Here is a 17,361-nt window from a genome sequence, read left to right on the forward strand (position 1 = left end):
ATTTAATTTTTTGAATAGTTTAAGTTTAATTAAATAATTTTAAATTATTAAGTTTTTGTGTTTAAACTAAATAAGTTTATTATATTTTAATTAATTAATAATATGTAAATTAACTCATAAAATATGTTATTAAAATAATAAAATATGTATTTATTAATTAAAATTTAATAAATTATTTTTTAGTGTGTTTAATTTTATATTTTTTATTTATTTATTTTATGATATTTTTTTATTATAAATAAATATTTTTATTATTTTTGTTATTTTCTTGTAATCTTTAAAATGTGTGTGGTATACTACATATTTTACAATAGGATAAGAATTATCATAAATTAAAACGATTGCTACTTGTTCCGAATGTTTTTCACTCGGATAAATAAACTTATTACTCAATCAAAAACCAATATGACGATTATGATTAGGTAAATTAATAAAACTTGCTTTATCTTTTTTTATTATAAATAAATATTTTTATTATTTTTGTTATTTTCTTGTAATCTTTAAAATGTGTGTGGTATACTACATATTTTACAATAGGATAAGAATTATCATAAATTAAAACGATTGCTACTTGTTCCGAATGTTTTTCACTCGGATAAATAAACTTATTACTCAATCAAAAACCAATATGACGATTATGATTAGGTAAATTAATAAAACTTGCTTTATCTGTTGTAAAAGGTATAAATCCCTTACTAATAAAATAATTTTCTATATTCTGATTTTTCTTAATAAAATTACTCAATTTTATCATCTCCTAACTAAATATTTGTTTAATAAACAATGTTATAAATAATGTTTATATAATGTTTATTTATTACAATAAACACACTGATTATTAACATCGAAGAAATAATAAATTCATTTTTTACAAATGTGATACCATCTATTTTTTGATTATCATGAATGGTATCACCAAAAATAATAAAAATTGGCACACTGAAAAATACTATTTAATTTTTAACAATAGTTATTAAAATATAAAATCATAAATTTATACTTAAGTTGATATTATTATGGTTTTCTCTCTGTATAAATTATTTTAAATAGAAAGGAGAAATATTTTACACTATACACTGTTTACAAGTTTTAAAAAAAGTAGGTGTATTTATAAAAAATATTATAAAAATTTTTGGTTCAAAACTGTTATTATTATGACCTTTAATAGAAATATTCTTATTTCTATTAAATCCTACTAAAAAATATTTTTCATAATATACTCAATATTACGAATAATAAACAATATAGATTTATCAACCTTAAAATTATCTCAATATTAACGAATTTTTACACTATACACTGTTTACAAGTTTTAAAAAAAGTAGGTGTATTTATAAAAAATATTATAAAAATTTTTGGTTCAAAACTGTTATTATTATGACCTTTAATAGAAATATTCTTATTTCTATTAAATCCTACTAAAAAATATTTTTCATAATATACTCAATATTACGAATAATAAACAATATAGATTTATCAACCTTAAAATTATCTCAATATTAACGATAATAATAAAGTTTATTAAAAAATAAATTTGTAAACAGTGTATAGTGTAAAAATAAACAATAAAATTATTTAATCAAATCACATATAAAAACTATTGTGCCACAGTTAAAATACATTATTCTTTAAGTGCTTCATTTTCTTCTTGTAGTTTGTCAAATTTAATTGATTCTGTTATATTCATTATTTTTCTTCCTCAATAACAGTTAATTTGTCTAATTGTTCTTTTGTGATTTTAATATCTGTTAAATTAGCCCAACGTAAATCAGCACAAGATAAATCAGTATCTTCTAAATCTAATGGTTCATTTTTTAAATAATCATTTATTTTTTGTTCTTCAACAATAATATCTGTTAAATCTTTAATTAAATCTTGTAATTTTTTCATTTTATAATTCCTCCAAATTCTTTTTAAGTGTTTGTATTTTGCTATTAAGTGCTTCATTTTCTTCTTTAAATATAAATACTAAAATCCTTTAACCATAACACGGAAAAAGTTTAAGATTTTAATAATACAAAATATAGCAAATGGAATTAATATAATTCACGCTTCACCTAAGAAAACCATTATCTCAGGTAAAATATTTGTTATACCTTCTTTAACTTTTCATAATGCACTAGTCAAACCCGTTCAAATACCAGTCATACCCTCAGTCATAGTTTTAGGTGTAGGTGTAGTTACTGTTAAAAAATTAAACGCTGTTGTTAAATACATACCTAACATTATTTATTACTCTCCTTTCTTTCAATTTCTTTTTTTCTTTTTTCTTTACTCGAATTTGACGAATTTTTTGGTAAATTAATAAACCAAAATAAAAAAAATTGCTAATACAATAACAACACTAAATATTGTCGTTAATCAAGTTGGCATATTACATCTCCTCTCTAAAAATATTGCGGCACGCTTCGCGTGTTCGCTACGCTCAAAATAAACTATATTGAATAAATTACCGCTAATAAATTACGCGGATAATTTATTCATTTTCTTTTACATTATTAATTACTATCTTATTTACAGTATTAATAACAATATCTTTTCCATACTTAATTACTAAGGACCGCAAAATAAAATAATGTTTCTTTTCAATAAAAAATCAACTCCTTTAAAAGTTGATTTGTTGCACTTCGATTACAAAATGCAAAAAGATTAATTATGACCTAATTACTCTTTTTATAATGTCAAAATTGCTCATCATCTCAAATTTTATTTGTACTATGCTCATTAATTCGAACAAAAACAATTGATAAACTAATTCCCATTATTGTTGCAACAGCAATTTGAATTGCATCAATACTTAATTCAACAATTGCAACATCAGGTTCAAACATAATATAACTATATAAAACATATAATAATAACATTAAGCTACTAATAAAAATAGCACCATAACGACTTAAAATCCGAGCCCCATAATAAGTAATAAAAAACATTAAAATTCTAATCAAAATTGAAATTGGAATAAAAATAAAACCCCCTGTAATAAGGTCAATAATTGTTACATACAAAATACCACTAATTAATAACATTGGTCCTTTGATTAAAGTTATTAAAGCTAAAAATAAACCATCTGCTAACTGAATAATCCCTTTACCAACACCAAAATAAATCCGAATAAATTGTGAAATATAGGCAATAGCTACTAACAAGGCTGTAATTAACCCTGTTGTTGCTAAATATTTTAATGATTTTAAACGATACATTTTAAATAAAAATATTTAGAACTATGATTTCTGACGATGCATTATGATAATAATTTTTAGCATCAGTTGCTTTTTTACCTTCGCGTTGTAAACGCGTAATTAATAAATAACCATCTTCAACTTTAACTTTAATCCCTAATTTTGAAATATCAATAATTGTTCCATTTACAAAATCAGCGTCTTTTTCAGCTAATGGGTCTAAGGTAATCACTGCTTGATGCAATTTATAATGAATATTATTAACAGTTGTGTAAGCAATTGGTCATGCATATAAACCACGAATTTGATCAACAATTTTTTGTTTTGGTAAAAATCAATTCACTTTTTCTTCATCGCGGGTAATGTTATAAGCAAATGTTGCTTGACTATCATCTTGTGGTGTTCCCTTAATTTTGCCAGTAATAATATCTAATAAATGCTTTTCAATCATTGTTCCTGCTAAAACCATTAAACGATCATGCAAAGATGAAGCTGTTTCCGTTGGACTAATTGGAATTGTTGTTTGAACATACATTTCGCCCGCATCCATTTTTTTAATCATTTGCATTAGCGTAATCCCAGTTTCTTGTTCACCATAAATAATAGCTTTATGAATGGGAGCACCACCACGTAATTTTGGTAATAACGAAGCATGAACATTAATACAATTAATCCGGGCTAATTTTAAAATTCGCTCTGGAATAAACTGCCCATAAGCACATGTCACAATAACATCTGGTTGCAAAGTGACTAACTCTGCATAAAGATCATTAATTTTTTCTGGTTGAAAAACAGGAATTTGATTTGTTAAAGCAAATTCTTTTACTGGGGAAAATTGAACAAGTTGTTGCCGTCCAATTTTTCGATCAGGTTGGGTAACAATCCCAATTATTTCGATTGTTGGACTTAACTTTTGCAAAGCCTTTAAAACACCTGTCGCAAAGATTGGTGTTCCCATAAAAATTACTCTATATTTTTGCATCTTTTTTCCCTCCCTTAATTGGTGTCAAAGGTGCCATTAAACGAACAATGTGTTGATAAATTACGACCATTGCTAATGTATCCCGATTACAATACTTTAACATTTCTGCTCGAAATAATTTTTGTCAAATGGTGATTGGAATATTATTTTCCGCGCGACGACGAAAGATTTCACTCGCCATATCACCTTTTTGCACCTTTAATGTTTGATAAGTAAATTGATTATCAAATGCTGGTTGCGTTTTTTTAATTGAAGCTGAACCATAAAATTCTTTTTTATAAATCATAAAATCCTGAAAAAAATCCATTAAATCAATTGTTTTATTTCGAATAATACTTAATTTTTTTTGTCAATTTTGATAAGTTGTAATACGTTCCTCATTCCGGCTTTGATTAATTAAGATTGTTAAATAACTAATTAATTCTGCTAAAACCTTACATTCAAAACTTTTATAATAAGCAACATAAACTCCTCCACCATGACTAAATAAATCAGTAACTAAATGTTGAATTAGTGCTAAGCGTGGATCACCATCACCATCTGCTAAAAAAGAATGATGTTCCATTGTTGTTTCATCTTGATAATCAAAGTGATTATCTTTAATAATATGGACTGAATATTGAAATGGAATTTGTTGATAAGAATATGAATAATCAAAACGAGGAACCGCTGCTTTCATTGTTTCAAAATCATACATATATAATGGATACTGATAATGCTCTAAAATTTGTTTAATGATAGCAATCTTTTTTGGGTCAACAACTGGGGCATTATCTTGAACAGCAAGAATTTGACGTTGTTGTTTTTCTGAAAATAAAATTGGTTTTTTTTGTCGAGTTAATTGTTTAAAGGTAAATGGTAACACAATATCTTTTAATAAATCAATGTGTTCTTGATATTTTAATAATGTCTTTTTTTCCCTTCCCCGGGTTAATTCAAAGACACTATGATGCGGTGGTAAATAACTAGTAACATGCTGACAATAACCATAATGATCACCTTTTCCATTTAAACATTGTTCCTTACTAAATAACGGAAAAATTGTTTCAACTGATTGCATAAAGTAATGTTTAATTAAAGCTAAATCATCAGTAATAATACGATTCTTCGCAACGCGTTTGGCAAACTGTCCAGTCATCATTTGCTGACAAAATTTTAATAAACTAACAGCCGGTAAGGTTTTTGTTGGCAATTTATAAAGATCTTGAAACATAAACAACTGGTCAACATCAATATCACCAACACGCTGATACTCCGAATTTAATAACATCAAAGAAATTCGACTAATTGTTAACCCTGCCCCAGTTAAAACATAATACTGATAGGCAACGTCATAACCATATTCATCCTTGACATCCTTATTAACATACATTTGTGCCTCTTTGTCATATTTCCGACCAGTTGAGGCTTTAACCTCAATTAAATGATAAGTTCCATCTGGAAGTTTTTTTAAAATATCACACTTTGTAATACAATTGTTATAAACAAAAGATGGTTCAAAATAAACATCATAGTTTGAATTTGCTAATACTTCCGTTGTTTTTGCAAAAGCAATTTTCTTACTGTAATGTTCTAAATTAAAATAATTATGATCACGCATAAAATATTCCCGCGCACGTTGACCAACTTCATTTCCATCAGCAATTGTTTCACCAGGATAAAAATCAATTTTAACATCTGCCATTGTTGTTTGGACATCATCTGGTAAAGTTCGTACATCATTATTATCGGCGCCTTCATCTGCTGGTCAATAAGTTTCTAGCGCTAAATCATATAAATGCGGTTGAAATAAACCTTTTCCCCCTTCATTTTCATCATCAAGAAAAATGGTTTCATCAATTTTGGCACTGTTAATATTATCTTGCAAATCAAAAAAGACCGAAATTTTTTGAGCTGTCACTCATTCTTGAACTGTTTTTAAATTACTTCGCGAGGCTAATGTTCAAGCAATTTTAAAACATTTTTTAAATCGTTTAAAATCTTCTTTTTTTAAAGTGATTTCTAAATCCATTGTTGCACTTCACTTTCGTTATTTGGAATTTGCTTTATAAAGACAAAGAAAATAAGATAGCACTTATTTTCTAGGGACAAATTTCTCTGGTTTTGGTTTTGGGCGTTCATCAACAGGAAGTTGTCCAGCTTTGCGCAATTTCCGTTCTTCTTCACGCTTTTTAAGCATTTCAGCACGATGTGCCTCATATTCTTTTTTTGCAGCAATTTTCGCTGCTTTCTTTTCCTCTTTTGTTAACTTAACTTTTTTTTCACTAATTTCAATGCGGTGTTTTGTTTCTTCTAAATCAATTTCTTGGTTAACAATTCAAGTTGTTTCATATTGTTTTTTACTAATTTTTTTTGAAATACCTTCAATTTCAAACGCTTTTTGTTCTAAAAAAGTATTTGTCTTTGCTTCATAAATATCAACAATAACATCAAAAATATCGCGATACTTAAATTCTTTTCCTTTTCGAGCAATAACTTTTTCATATTCTAATCTTAAATTTTTCCGATTATCAGTATCTTTAATATATAGTTTAATTTTATCTTTAACTTGTTTTTTTCGTTTTTCCCGTTCAATGCGCTGTGCTTTTCGTCCCATAATTGAAGAAACAATTGCAAAAATAATAACTGCAACTACAATTACGACTAAAATCACATTCATTGTCATACTACCACCCAAAAAATTTGACATTGTTATCTAAACTCCTTTTTTACTTTACTATTATTATGCAATATTAACGATAATTTTTCAATTGTTTCTAGTTTTCCAAACTATTTTCCTACTTTTCATTCCTGTCTAAGCAAGTAAAACATTATGATAAACATCTTGCACATCATCAATGTCATCTAACATATTTAACATTTTTTCAAATTGTTCAGCGTCATTTCCTTGCAAAGTAATGCGGTCATGGGGTAACATTGTAATTTCTGCCATTTGAAATGTGGTAATCCCTGCTTGGTCTAATGCGGTTTTAACATTATTAAATGCTGTTACTGGGGGCATAAACAACAATTTGTCCATCTTCAGCAACAACAAACAACATCATTAATATCACAATCTGCTAGTAATAATAATTCTAATACTGCTTCAACAGTTTTATCGGTAAAAGCAAAAACTGCTAAATGATCAAATAAATGCACTACAGCTCCGTTAACTCCTAGTTTCCCTCCCGTTTTAGTAAAACAATTACGTACTTCTGCAACGGCAAGGTTAACATTATCTGTTAATGTATCAACAATAATTGCACTACCCCCTGGTCCATAACCTTCATAACGAATTGCTTGATAATTTTTATTATCATTTCCGCTTGCTTTTTTAATTGCACGTTCAATAACATCTCGTGGAACTTGTTTTACTTTTGCTTTATCAATTGCATTCCGTAATGCTAAGTTAGCATTGGGGTCAACACTTCCTTCACGCGCTGCTAAATAAATTTCCCGAGCAACACGATTATATAATACTGCTTTTTTAGTAGCCGTTGCTGCCATTAATTGCTTACGAACTTCAAATGCTCTTCCCATCTTTTCTCTCCTTTACCACCTAATTTTTTCTTATATATTATACCGTAAAATTAAATATTAAGTACCCATTTTCTGCATCATAATATTGGGAAATTGTTCGAATAATCTTAAACCCATGATTTAAATATAATTGTTGAGCAGCAAGATTATGTTCATTTACTTCTAAAAAAATTTGTTGATACAAAAAATGTGTTAAAATATAGTTTAGCATTTGACGACCATATCCTTGATGATGATAACGTTTTTTAACTGTTAACCGAATTAATTCAAAATCATCACCACTATGCATTAAAATAAAATAACCATAGAGATTATTTTTGACAATTAATTTATAAACAAGATAATTTGTGTTATTAATCATTTGAATTAAATTACGATATTTATAACAATGGCGCGAATAATTTTCTTGTTCTAATAAAAATAATAATAAAGCATCACTATTATTTACTGGTTTTAAAACAACCATTTAACTTCAATCCTTTTTTAAATATTGTGGTTCTAAAACAAAAATATCTGTAACTAATTTAAAATGATCTTTTAAAACAAGATAATTTTGAACAAAATCAATTTCTTGTAAATTATAACGAAACTCATAACCTGGAAATTGCTTTGTAATTTCAATACAAGTTTCATAATCAAGAACTTGTCCGGGAATCACTTCTGCGCCATTACTAATTACCGCAAAATATCGTTTTCCGCCCCGCGCATCAAGCATTGAAACAACATTATCTAACCCAGCTTGGTAAAGCAATGTGTTAATTGTATAAACATTAATCGCCGGATTAATTACCTTAATTGTTTTCACAATCGTCATTGGAATACGAACACCAGTATAACTACCTGGACCAGTTGTTAAATAAAAATTATTAATATCTTTTAATTTTAATTGATACGCACTTAGTAATTGTTTAATCACTGGCAATGTTGCTTCAGTATGACGACGAGTATGATTTTCGTGAACTTGCCCAATGATTTTTTTCTTTTGTTCTAAAATTAAAATTAAAAAATCAGTACTAATATCAATAAATAGATTTAACATCTTATCCCTCTTTTCCTAATGCGATTTGTAAATGCTTATTGGTAGTTTTAATAGTAAAAATTCGTTCGTGTTCATTAATTATTTTAATCGTAATTTTAATTACCTCATACTTTGAACTTAACTGGTTGCTAATCCCTGCTGGTCATTCAATAATATTAATACTATCCGGAAAATGTTCAAAATACATTTCTCACTCTTCTTCTTGTTCTAATCCTAACAATCGATAGCAGTCCATATGGTTAACAATAATTTGTTGATTTGTCGTATATTGTTGCATAATTAAAAAAGTTGGTGAAGTAACTGGAACAGTTACCCCTAAAGCTTTTAATAAATATTTTGTAAAAGTTGTTTTTCCAGCGGCTAACGGTCCTTCTAATAATAAAAATAAATTAGGATGTAAAAACGGAGCAATTTTTTCAGCTAAAAGTTTTGTTGATATCTCATTTTTAACAATTATTTTCATCAATATCTCACTCTCTTTTATAATTATATCTAGGAATTAATTATTGTGCTAGACTTTTAGAAAAATATGTAATAATTAAAGTGCAGAAAAATTAGAAAGGTTGTTATAAATAAATGAAAGATATTTTAATTATTGGGGCTGGTCCGGTTGGTTTATATGCCTGAAGTTGTGCTGGTATGTTAGGGTTAAGCGGTTATATAATTGAAGGAAATGATACTCCTGGTGGACAACCATGAGAGTTATATCCAGAAAAACCATTATATGATATGCCCGGGTTTGAAGAAATTAAAACTAAAACATTTATTGAAAATTTAATTAAACAAGCGGAAAAAAATACAGGACAAATAACATATATTGGGAAAACGAACATTAATAATGTTCTTGAAACAACGGATGGATTTACTATTAATTTAACAACTAACGAAACACTTACGGTTAAAACAATTTTAATTACGAGTGGCAATGGTGTTTTTACTCCTATTCGTTTAGAACATCTTGATCCTCATCAAGAATATGAAAACTTATGATATGCTGTTAAAAATCCAACCCTTTTAACACACAAGAAAATTGTTATTCTTGGTGGTGGTGATAGTGCTGTTGATTGGGCAAATCATTTAATTGAAGATAACATTAGCAAAGATGTTACAATTATCCATCGTCGTAGTTTGTACCGAGCTAAAGAAAGTAATGTCCAAAAATTACAGCAAAATAAAGTCACGGAATTAAAACCTTATCATGTTAAAGCAGTTGATACGATTAATAATAAAATTACCGCTTTAACATTAGTGCACGAAACAACGCATGCAACATTAACCATTCCAGCTGATCATTTTATTGTTCAATATGGTGCAAAAGTTGCACCAACAATGTTACAACAATTAACTTTAACAACAACCCCAATGCGAAAAATAATTATTGAGCCAACTGGTCAAACAAATCATCCCCATATCTTTGCCGCTGGAAATAGTGCTTATTATGCAGGAAAATATTATAATATGGTAACTGGGTTTGGAGAAGCTATTAATGCGCTTTATAATATTACAAAAATTATTCATGGTCAAAAATACCACCCTGGTTATTTAAGTGACATTAAAAAATAAGTTATTGCTAACTTACTTTTTTTAACCTGTTAGTTTATAAATTTCTTTATTTGGTTCATCTTTGTCTATTTTCTTCGTATTTTTACGTAAGGTTTCTTCTCGTTCTCACATTTTTTGATACGGCATTTCTGCTTCAGTTAAGGTAATAAAATCATCTTCATATTTTTTACGACGAAGAATTCGCATTTTATCTTGGCGTTTGGTTCAAATTTTGTACACAAGTGGTAAACGTAAGAAGAGTCCACGCACTGAACTAGGAGCTCAAAAGATTGAATTAGCAAAAATAACGAACAAGGAAGCGAAGATTAAACCAAAGAAGAAATTTAATAATTTTTGTCATCCTCAAACTGGCTGTAAATCAATATTATAAATTTGACTAGCATTGTATGTTTTTGATAAAAATAAATAATTAACTAAAATAGCAATAATCATTGGCACTAACAAAATCATTCAATTTCGGAAAACACCTTTAAAGTTACTATTATAAGTTAAAAATATTCAGTTATAACATCATAAGTATAAAAACCGCAAAAAACTCATCAAACAAGTAATAATTAAAATACTATATAATGCGGCTGCTAAATTGTTAAAACCAAAACGTCAAAGTAAAGCACTGAAAAAACAAAAGACAATATTAAGACAACCAATAATAAAAGTTGAAATTGCTGTTTGTTTATAATTTGCTTTGGCATATACCAAGACATTTGCTGGCTCAGCTAAAACAATAAAAACAGAACTTAAAGCAACTAACAAGGAAAAGGTTGGTTGATAAAAGATACTTTTAAAAATTTCACGTTCTTGTGATGTTCATGGATTTAATGTTGAATCACTAGTTCGAATTTGCTCAATAATTTGTGGCGCATACAATGTTGTCACAAAATATGGTGATAAAATAAACTGGTTAACAAACAAGAAACCAGCTATCATAAAAGCGTATGTTTCAAATTTCATATAACTTTTTCAATCAACACGACCATTTTTCGCCGTTCATGCTGCAAAAAATTCACGGAAGGAATTAATTAAAATCAACATAATGCTACGAACTCCAACCGTAATTGTCATATATAATGACAAGGTTGATGATATTCGTAAGCCTAATAATAACGCCGTAATAATAACATCACCATTAATTAATAATGTTTCACCAATATTTTTAAACACAACAATGTTACTTGATTTAACTAGTTGCATATTATGACGTTGACGAACAATGCGCATTCAAGGATAATGTAACTTAATAAATAAATAAACTAAACTTCCTTTCATTATCGAATAAAGTAAGAAAATTAAAAAAACAAAAATAGGGTCAAATGCAATTGAAATTAAGTAGAAAACAATTGAATATGAGATTAAATCACAAATCATTAAAATTAATCGCCGTAAATGATTATTTTGATCAGCTTGCATTAAATTCTCATACGCTGCTGATCAAAATAACGCAATTAAGTTTTTTGTTCCAATAGTAAATACAATTAAAATCATTTTTCATAACGGATAATTAATTGTTTTATTATTTTGTAAAATACTAAAATTATTTTCAAATAAATAAATATAGGCACTATAACCAACAGCAATGGCAATTAATAAAATAATACCAATGTAACCTGATATTTTATATTGATGTTTTGCCGTATTAACCATTTCATTTGCTTTAATTCAATCTTTTTGTAATAGTGGTTTTACTAAAAAAATAACAGTAATGGCCCCTAAACCACCTTCCACTGTTCCTAAAAAAGCAACAATCGCAACGCTGTTCTTGACAAACCCGTTAAATTGGGAACCATAACTACGAATTAATAAATACATTAACGTAAATTGAAAACATGTACCAATTAACGAAGTAAAAGCCCCGATTAAAATACTGAAAATTCCTCTTCTTGTTGACATTTACTTCACCTCGTTCCTAATATTTTTATTTTATAATATTTTCTGGAATTTTAATAATCTTTTCATTTAAATAACTTAAATGGTCTGGCAATTGATGAAAAATTAAGGTTGTCGCATATAAAACAATCATATACTCCTTTGTTTCTTGTTTAGCTCCATATTTAATATCATTAACAATGGGATGATGTAAATAACTTAATGAGGCACGAATCTGATGCTTACGGCCAGTTATTAGTGTCACTTCCAATCATGTTGCATTTGTTAACTGGTGCTGAACTCTAAAATGTGTTTTAACTACTTTAGCATGTGGTTGCACTGTTTTAGTAAAAACCATTTTTTGTTTATCTTCATTTTTATATAAATAACCCGTAAGGATAAAATCAGTTTCTTTAATAATTCCTTCACACTTTGCTAAATATTTTTTTTCGATAGATTCTTTTTGGTTAATTTTAGCTAATAATAAATCTAAGGTAATTTTATTTTTAGCATATAAAACTAATCCTCGCGTTAATTTATCTAATCGATGAACATGGGAAATAACAAATGACTGTTCATCCTCGGGATAATATTCATGCTTTTGAATTAAATAATGTTGCACCATCGCATCTAATGAAGTATGAAACTTTGAGTACATTTCTACCCCATGTGGTTTATCAACAACAAGAATATTGTCATCTTCATAAACAACTTGTAATGGTAATGTTTCAACAATATTATAAGTTACTGCCTGGTTTCGTTCTGTTACAACTAAATTTTTATCAAAAATAATAATTTGATCTCCTAATTGAAGTTTATAATTTCGTTCTTTCATTACTTTGTTATTTACTTTAATTTTTTTATTGCGAAATAACTTATAAATAACTGATAACGGAGTTGTTTGAAACATCTTTTTAATAAAATTAAAAATTGTTTGATTAACATCATTTGCTTTAACTGTTAAAGTAACAACTGTTTTTGGTTCCATACTTCCCCCGTTTTCCTAGTATTAATTATATAATGAAAGTTAACCATTATCCGAAGAAAAAACATTCTAAGCTATTATTTTAGAATGTTTATCATTTTTTGCTTTCTGTTTTTCCTCAACTTTTAAGATATTTGCTTTAATTTCTACAATTTCAGCCGCATCTGTAATTTGATTAAATAAATGATATAACATATAATTTTTTTCTTTTTCTTTCAAAAGATGCTTATCAAAGAAAGCCACTGTCTCATCAATTGTTTTCATTAACTCATAAGCTTGCTCACGAGTAATACTATTATTTGATAATGGTTTTTTTATCAAGGTTGGTAATTGGGTTACAAAAGCATAATCTTCCAATGCTTTTTCTTTTTCGGTATAATAGAAAATTCGAAAAGCACTCACTTTTTCACTAATTTTCTTAATAGCATTACGAACAGCAGTAACTTTTGTTGATAACATATTTTTAATAAAGACAGCAATAATAACAGTAATTGTCCCAATTGGAATAATAATTGAAACGATTAAGTCTAAATCAACACCAAATTTTGTTGCAAACATTGCTTTAATTAATGTATAACCATTTTGAATTAGTAAAACAGTAATAAAGAAACTAAAGTTAGTTGCTTTTCATCATTTATGTGGAACTAAAATTTCTGTCTGACGATTTAACACATATCAGAAGAAATATGACACTAATACTAATAAAATGCCATATACTAAAGTAATTAAGGTTGTTAAAAAGTTAAAAAAACTAAAAATTACTGTTAAATTTGTTAAAAAGCTTAAATACATACGACGATTAAAAATAACATAATCATTTGGAAAAGTTGTTGATAATCCATAACGAACTTCAAAACGATGACGTTGTGCTATTTTAATAATAATTACAATATAATAGCATAATGCAATCAAGGCAATCATCCCCGTAATAAATAAATATGAATAAGCCATATTAATATTTGTTGCACGTTGATTTCATGCTTCACTTCAATCTGTTACATTATTTTTTTCTCCAAAAAAATTAAATGATAATAATGATAAATCAATTAATGGATATGTAATACTCATTAAATTTTTATATGTTTCTTGCACTTGTTCGGCTGATTTTTTCCCAGCTGCAATTTCTGCTAAAGTCTTTGAAACATTGTTTTCACTATTAATCCGATCACGTTCATTAATAAATAAAATTAAAAATGTAATAATTACGGCAGTATAAATAATTCAAAAAAGCATTGAAACTAAATACTGCCAACCAACTAATGCTGTCAGTTTTTTGGGTTTTATCATTAGCATCACCTATTTTCTATTTATTTTTTAAATAAAACTATATTTTTTTAATGTTACATTTTAATATTATCTTGATAATAGATGTTAATTTGTTTTTACTATAAAAATTGTAGCAAAAAAAAAGAAAAAATACAAATCAATTCTACTTTAAGTTCGAATATTATTTTAGGTACCAGTTTAACAATAATTTTAGACTATTTTTAAAAATAGTTAATCATTAAACCGCTTAATTTAAAAGTATCTTATTTACATATTTATTAAAACATACTTCTTGAAAAAAGGGAATACTAAAATGAGAATATTTTTAAAATATTCTTTTTTTTTGTAAAATTAAGAACTTTTTAACTAGTATCTTACTGCTGTTATTTCTTTTAATGCTTTACTAATCCCAGTAGTTCATACTGTGCTTTATAAACACCATCATTATGATATGCAATAATATCATATGTGTTGTTCTTTTCTCCTAATAGACGATTGTCTAGTAATACAGCACTAAATTTATTCTCTAAAACATCAACTTTCGTACCATTAATTTCTAACCATTCTGTATTGTCTAACAAACTGTCAAACTCAATACTCGCAGTTGTATGATATCTTAAGGTTCCACCATAGTTTTTACTTGGGTTTGGAGGATCTAATATATCTGATGTATCAATAATCATTCCTTTTGTGGAATCATTAGGGTTTACAATTTGTCCAGGTAATAAATGCATTCGTTCACTTAAACTCTTACCTCAATAATTCTGTGATAAAGTAATATTAATTGGGGTATTAAAAGTTCAAACTTGTTGTTGACTAGTAACTGGATCATTGAACTTTATAGTTGTTGTTGCTTTTCTAGTCTCGTCACTAAAAGAAAACGGTTGAATATATTCTTTTCAATCATTATACTCACTACCCAATACTTTTGAGATTGCAGAATTTAACAATGTAGTTAGTTTAATAAAGGGAATGTCGTTATAAATAATTTTTATTAAAGTAAAAAAATATATCAACTTTTATTTTTATATATGTTGTAAATTTTAAAATCAAAAATAGATTCAATATTTTTAGTAGTAAAGGTATATAAATTTTCATCTTTGTTTTTTTCAATATGAGTAATAATTCCAATATATAATTGATTTTCGTTATTCAAAATACAAACAATGTCTTCAATTTCAACATTAAGATTATAATAATTATAAGCATTAAAAGTTGATAGTTGCGGGGTATAAATATCTAAAAAGGCATCGTGTACGATGCCTTTTTTTGTTGTTCTAATTCTATTTTTTCTAACTTAGCCAAAATTGAAGCAATATTCATTTTTTTATTTCCTTTCTCTTAAAATTCAAATTTAAACTGAATATTTTTTAATCTTTTTTTAATTATTTTGTAATATTCATTATTTATTTCATAACCTAATCACTTTCGTTTTAATTGTTCACAAGCATACGTGGTTGTACCACTTCCCATAAAACAATCTAAAATTAAATCATTTTCTTTGCTATATTTACTAATTAATTGATTAAATATATATAATGTTTTTTCTGTTGGGTGTCCCGTTAATTTTTTTCCGATTGAATAATTAAAAATTGTTTTTTTTTTTTTTTTTTTACTTTCATAATCATTTTTATAATTCGGAATTCGATGTTTTTTAGAATAAATTATCATACAATATTCTTTATCTTGACAAATATGATTATTAGTTGGCATTGGATTTGTTTTGTTTCAAAGGATAAAATCATAAAGCATATCTTTTTTACGAACTCAATCTAAATAATTTATAATTTGTTATCTATTCATTCAAATTAACATAAATTTATTTTTTGAAATTCGGTAAAATTCATCTAAATAAGTATTTATATCAAATGAATTATGCAAATTATTATCATAAAGAGCATTAATATACTTATTTATACTTTTTGATATTCTATTTTCATTTATTTGTTCGTTTTCTCTTTTTGATAAATTATATAAATAGGGCGGATCAGTTAATATTAAATCAACGCTATCGTTTTCTAATGTCTTTATAAATTCCAAAGCATCTCCATTTATTAATTTTCCTAAATTTGTTTTAAACATTTTTTCACCCTTTGCCTTTCGCTTCACTTTAAAGGTGATCGCAGACACTATACTATTGTGTTTTAAAATATACAGTGAGCTTTATATGTTATGTCTATTTAATATATAATATTAAAACTTTGTATATTATTTAAAACTTTTTTGGGAATATTTTAATTTAAATTTTTTAAGTCTTTAATTAATTGTTCTTCTTTTTCAACACTTAAATTTGCTAAATTATTTTTATTTGTTTTTACTTTTTTAGGTTCACTTAAAAATAATGCTTCTTTCATATTAGTAGAGTAATTTTGTTTATATTGATTATATAAATTAATTAATTCTGTTCCAGTTAAATATTTTCACACACAACGTTTTAAATTTTCATCATATTTTACAATAGAATAAGAATTATCATAAATCAAACCAATAGCTACTTGTTCCGAATATTTTTCACTCGGATAAATAAATTTATTACTCAATCAAAAACCAATATGTTTATTGTGATTAGGCAAATTTATAAATGAAGCTTTATCTGTTCTAAAAACTATAAATTCTCTTCGAATAAAGTAATTTTCTACGTTAATATTCTTCTTATAACTTGGTTTCTGATACATTACTCAAATCAACTCGCTTTCGGTTACACTGCATTGAACAAACATTTAACTTAAAATACAAACTACCAACAAATTTTTTATTCAAAATAGAATGACAAATTTGATATTTACGTTTAATAAAAAATATTCAAATTCCTAACATAATTAATCACACTCCTTAAAATTTGTAATAAACATTGTTATATTTAATGTTTATATATTGTTTATTTAATGTTTAATAAACATTGTTATTAACATTATTAAAAATATAAAATAGTAAAAATTGGCACACTGAAAAATACTATTAA

Annotated in this window: 18 protein-coding genes and 4 pseudogenes; 1 reads left to right on the forward strand and 21 read right to left on the reverse strand. The window is 26.5% G+C overall.

The window, feature by feature from the left end:
• Positions 1–300: 300 nt before the first annotated feature.
• From C6B38_RS09390 to tsaE, 13 genes and pseudogenes are all read right to left on the reverse strand, one after another.
• A pseudogene (locus tag C6B38_RS09390) lies at positions 301–465 on the reverse strand (DUF3627 domain-containing protein); the annotation flags it as partial.
• Positions 466–523: 58 nt separating this feature from the next.
• Positions 524–754 (reverse strand): annotated as a pseudogene (locus C6B38_RS04175) (DUF3627 domain-containing protein); the annotation flags it as partial.
• 932 nt (positions 755–1,686) lie between these two features.
• The gene (locus C6B38_RS04180) at positions 1,687–1,890 is read right to left on the reverse strand and encodes a hypothetical protein (RefSeq protein WP_105298764.1); all 204 of its coding nucleotides are present in this window, start codon (positions 1,888–1,890) and stop codon (positions 1,687–1,689) included.
• A 78-nt stretch (positions 1,891–1,968) separates the two neighbouring features.
• Positions 1,969–2,226 carry a hypothetical protein gene (locus tag C6B38_RS04185; protein ID WP_105298765.1) on the reverse strand — a complete coding sequence of 86 codons (258 nt, stop codon included), beginning with the start codon at positions 2,224–2,226 and terminating at the stop codon, positions 1,969–1,971.
• On the reverse strand, positions 2,195–2,332 hold the full coding sequence (locus C6B38_RS11095; RefSeq protein WP_308686799.1) for a hypothetical protein: 138 nt from the start codon (positions 2,330–2,332) through the stop codon (positions 2,195–2,197). The genes C6B38_RS04185 and C6B38_RS11095 overlap by 32 nt, the downstream gene beginning before the upstream one ends.
• Before the next feature lie 328 nt (positions 2,333–2,660).
• Positions 2,661–3,203, reverse strand: a complete 543-nt coding sequence (locus tag C6B38_RS04195; protein WP_105298766.1) for a hypothetical protein — start codon at positions 3,201–3,203, stop codon at positions 2,661–2,663.
• A 1-nt stretch (position 3,204) separates the two neighbouring features.
• A complete protein-coding gene (gene fmt / locus C6B38_RS04200; RefSeq protein WP_105298767.1) occupies positions 3,205–4,164 on the reverse strand; it encodes a methionyl-tRNA formyltransferase in 960 nt (319 codons plus the stop codon).
• Positions 4,151–6,175, reverse strand: coding sequence for a DUF2779 domain-containing protein (locus C6B38_RS04205; protein ID WP_105298768.1), 2,025 nt, complete (start codon positions 6,173–6,175; stop codon positions 4,151–4,153). The genes fmt and C6B38_RS04205 overlap by 14 nt, the downstream gene beginning before the upstream one ends.
• Before the next feature lie 63 nt (positions 6,176–6,238).
• A complete protein-coding gene (locus C6B38_RS04210) occupies positions 6,239–6,853 on the reverse strand; it encodes a hypothetical protein (protein ID WP_071937623.1) in 615 nt (204 codons plus the stop codon).
• Positions 6,854–6,958: 105 nt separating this feature from the next.
• Positions 6,959–7,683 (reverse strand): annotated as a pseudogene (locus C6B38_RS04215) (YebC/PmpR family DNA-binding transcriptional regulator).
• Positions 7,684–7,720: 37 nt separating this feature from the next.
• Entirely contained in the window at positions 7,721–8,149 is a 429-nt protein-coding gene (locus C6B38_RS04220; protein ID WP_105298769.1) for a GNAT family N-acetyltransferase, read from the reverse strand.
• Positions 8,150–8,722 carry a tRNA (adenosine(37)-N6)-threonylcarbamoyltransferase complex dimerization subunit type 1 TsaB gene (tsaB, locus tag C6B38_RS04225; RefSeq protein WP_105298770.1) on the reverse strand — a complete coding sequence of 191 codons (573 nt, stop codon included), beginning with the start codon at positions 8,720–8,722 and terminating at the stop codon, positions 8,150–8,152.
• Between the two features lies 1 nt (position 8,723).
• Positions 8,724–9,185, reverse strand: coding sequence for a tRNA (adenosine(37)-N6)-threonylcarbamoyltransferase complex ATPase subunit type 1 TsaE (gene tsaE, locus C6B38_RS04230; protein ID WP_105298771.1), 462 nt, complete (start codon positions 9,183–9,185; stop codon positions 8,724–8,726).
• Between the two features lie 113 nt (positions 9,186–9,298).
• Between tsaE and C6B38_RS04235 the strand changes: the two genes are divergently transcribed.
• The gene (locus C6B38_RS04235; RefSeq protein ID WP_105298772.1) at positions 9,299–10,285 is read left to right on the forward strand and encodes an NAD(P)/FAD-dependent oxidoreductase; all 987 of its coding nucleotides are present in this window, start codon (positions 9,299–9,301) and stop codon (positions 10,283–10,285) included.
• Positions 10,286–10,306: 21 nt separating this feature from the next.
• Here C6B38_RS04235 and C6B38_RS04240 read toward each other — a convergent pair whose 3' ends face one another.
• From C6B38_RS04240 to C6B38_RS10585, 8 genes and pseudogenes are all read right to left on the reverse strand, one after another.
• Positions 10,307–12,172: a transporter gene (locus C6B38_RS04240; RefSeq protein ID WP_105298773.1), complete on the reverse strand. Its 1,866-nt coding sequence runs from the start codon at positions 12,170–12,172 to the stop codon at positions 10,307–10,309.
• A 25-nt stretch (positions 12,173–12,197) separates the two neighbouring features.
• Positions 12,198–13,136, reverse strand: coding sequence for a pseudouridine synthase (locus C6B38_RS04245; RefSeq protein WP_105298774.1), 939 nt, complete (start codon positions 13,134–13,136; stop codon positions 12,198–12,200).
• Between the two features lie 66 nt (positions 13,137–13,202).
• Positions 13,203–14,420 carry a hypothetical protein gene (locus C6B38_RS04250; RefSeq protein WP_233485526.1) on the reverse strand — a complete coding sequence of 406 codons (1,218 nt, stop codon included), beginning with the start codon at positions 14,418–14,420 and terminating at the stop codon, positions 13,203–13,205.
• A 392-nt stretch (positions 14,421–14,812) separates the two neighbouring features.
• A pseudogene (locus C6B38_RS04255) lies at positions 14,813–15,358 on the reverse strand (Mbov_0399 family ICE element protein); the annotation flags it as partial.
• A gap of 382 nt (positions 15,359–15,740) precedes the next feature.
• On the reverse strand, positions 15,741–16,151 hold the full coding sequence (locus C6B38_RS04260; protein WP_105298776.1) for a site-specific DNA-methyltransferase: 411 nt from the start codon (positions 16,149–16,151) through the stop codon (positions 15,741–15,743).
• 39 nt (positions 16,152–16,190) lie between these two features.
• On the reverse strand, positions 16,191–16,508 hold the full coding sequence (locus C6B38_RS04265; RefSeq protein WP_146693298.1) for a hypothetical protein: 318 nt from the start codon (positions 16,506–16,508) through the stop codon (positions 16,191–16,193).
• 125 nt (positions 16,509–16,633) lie between these two features.
• Positions 16,634–17,074 carry a DUF3627 domain-containing protein gene (locus C6B38_RS04270; RefSeq protein WP_105298778.1) on the reverse strand — a complete coding sequence of 147 codons (441 nt, stop codon included), beginning with the start codon at positions 17,072–17,074 and terminating at the stop codon, positions 16,634–16,636.
• Positions 17,052–17,216, reverse strand: coding sequence for a hypothetical protein (locus C6B38_RS10585; RefSeq protein ID WP_199558580.1), 165 nt, complete (start codon positions 17,214–17,216; stop codon positions 17,052–17,054). Before C6B38_RS10585 ends, C6B38_RS04270 begins: the two co-directional genes overlap by 23 nt.
• Between the last annotated feature and the right edge of the window lie 145 nt (positions 17,217–17,361).

This window comes from Spiroplasma sp. ChiS, assembly GCF_002968355.1.
Lineage (GTDB): Bacteria > Bacillota_I > Bacilli_A > Mycoplasmatales > Mycoplasmataceae > Spiroplasma > Spiroplasma citri.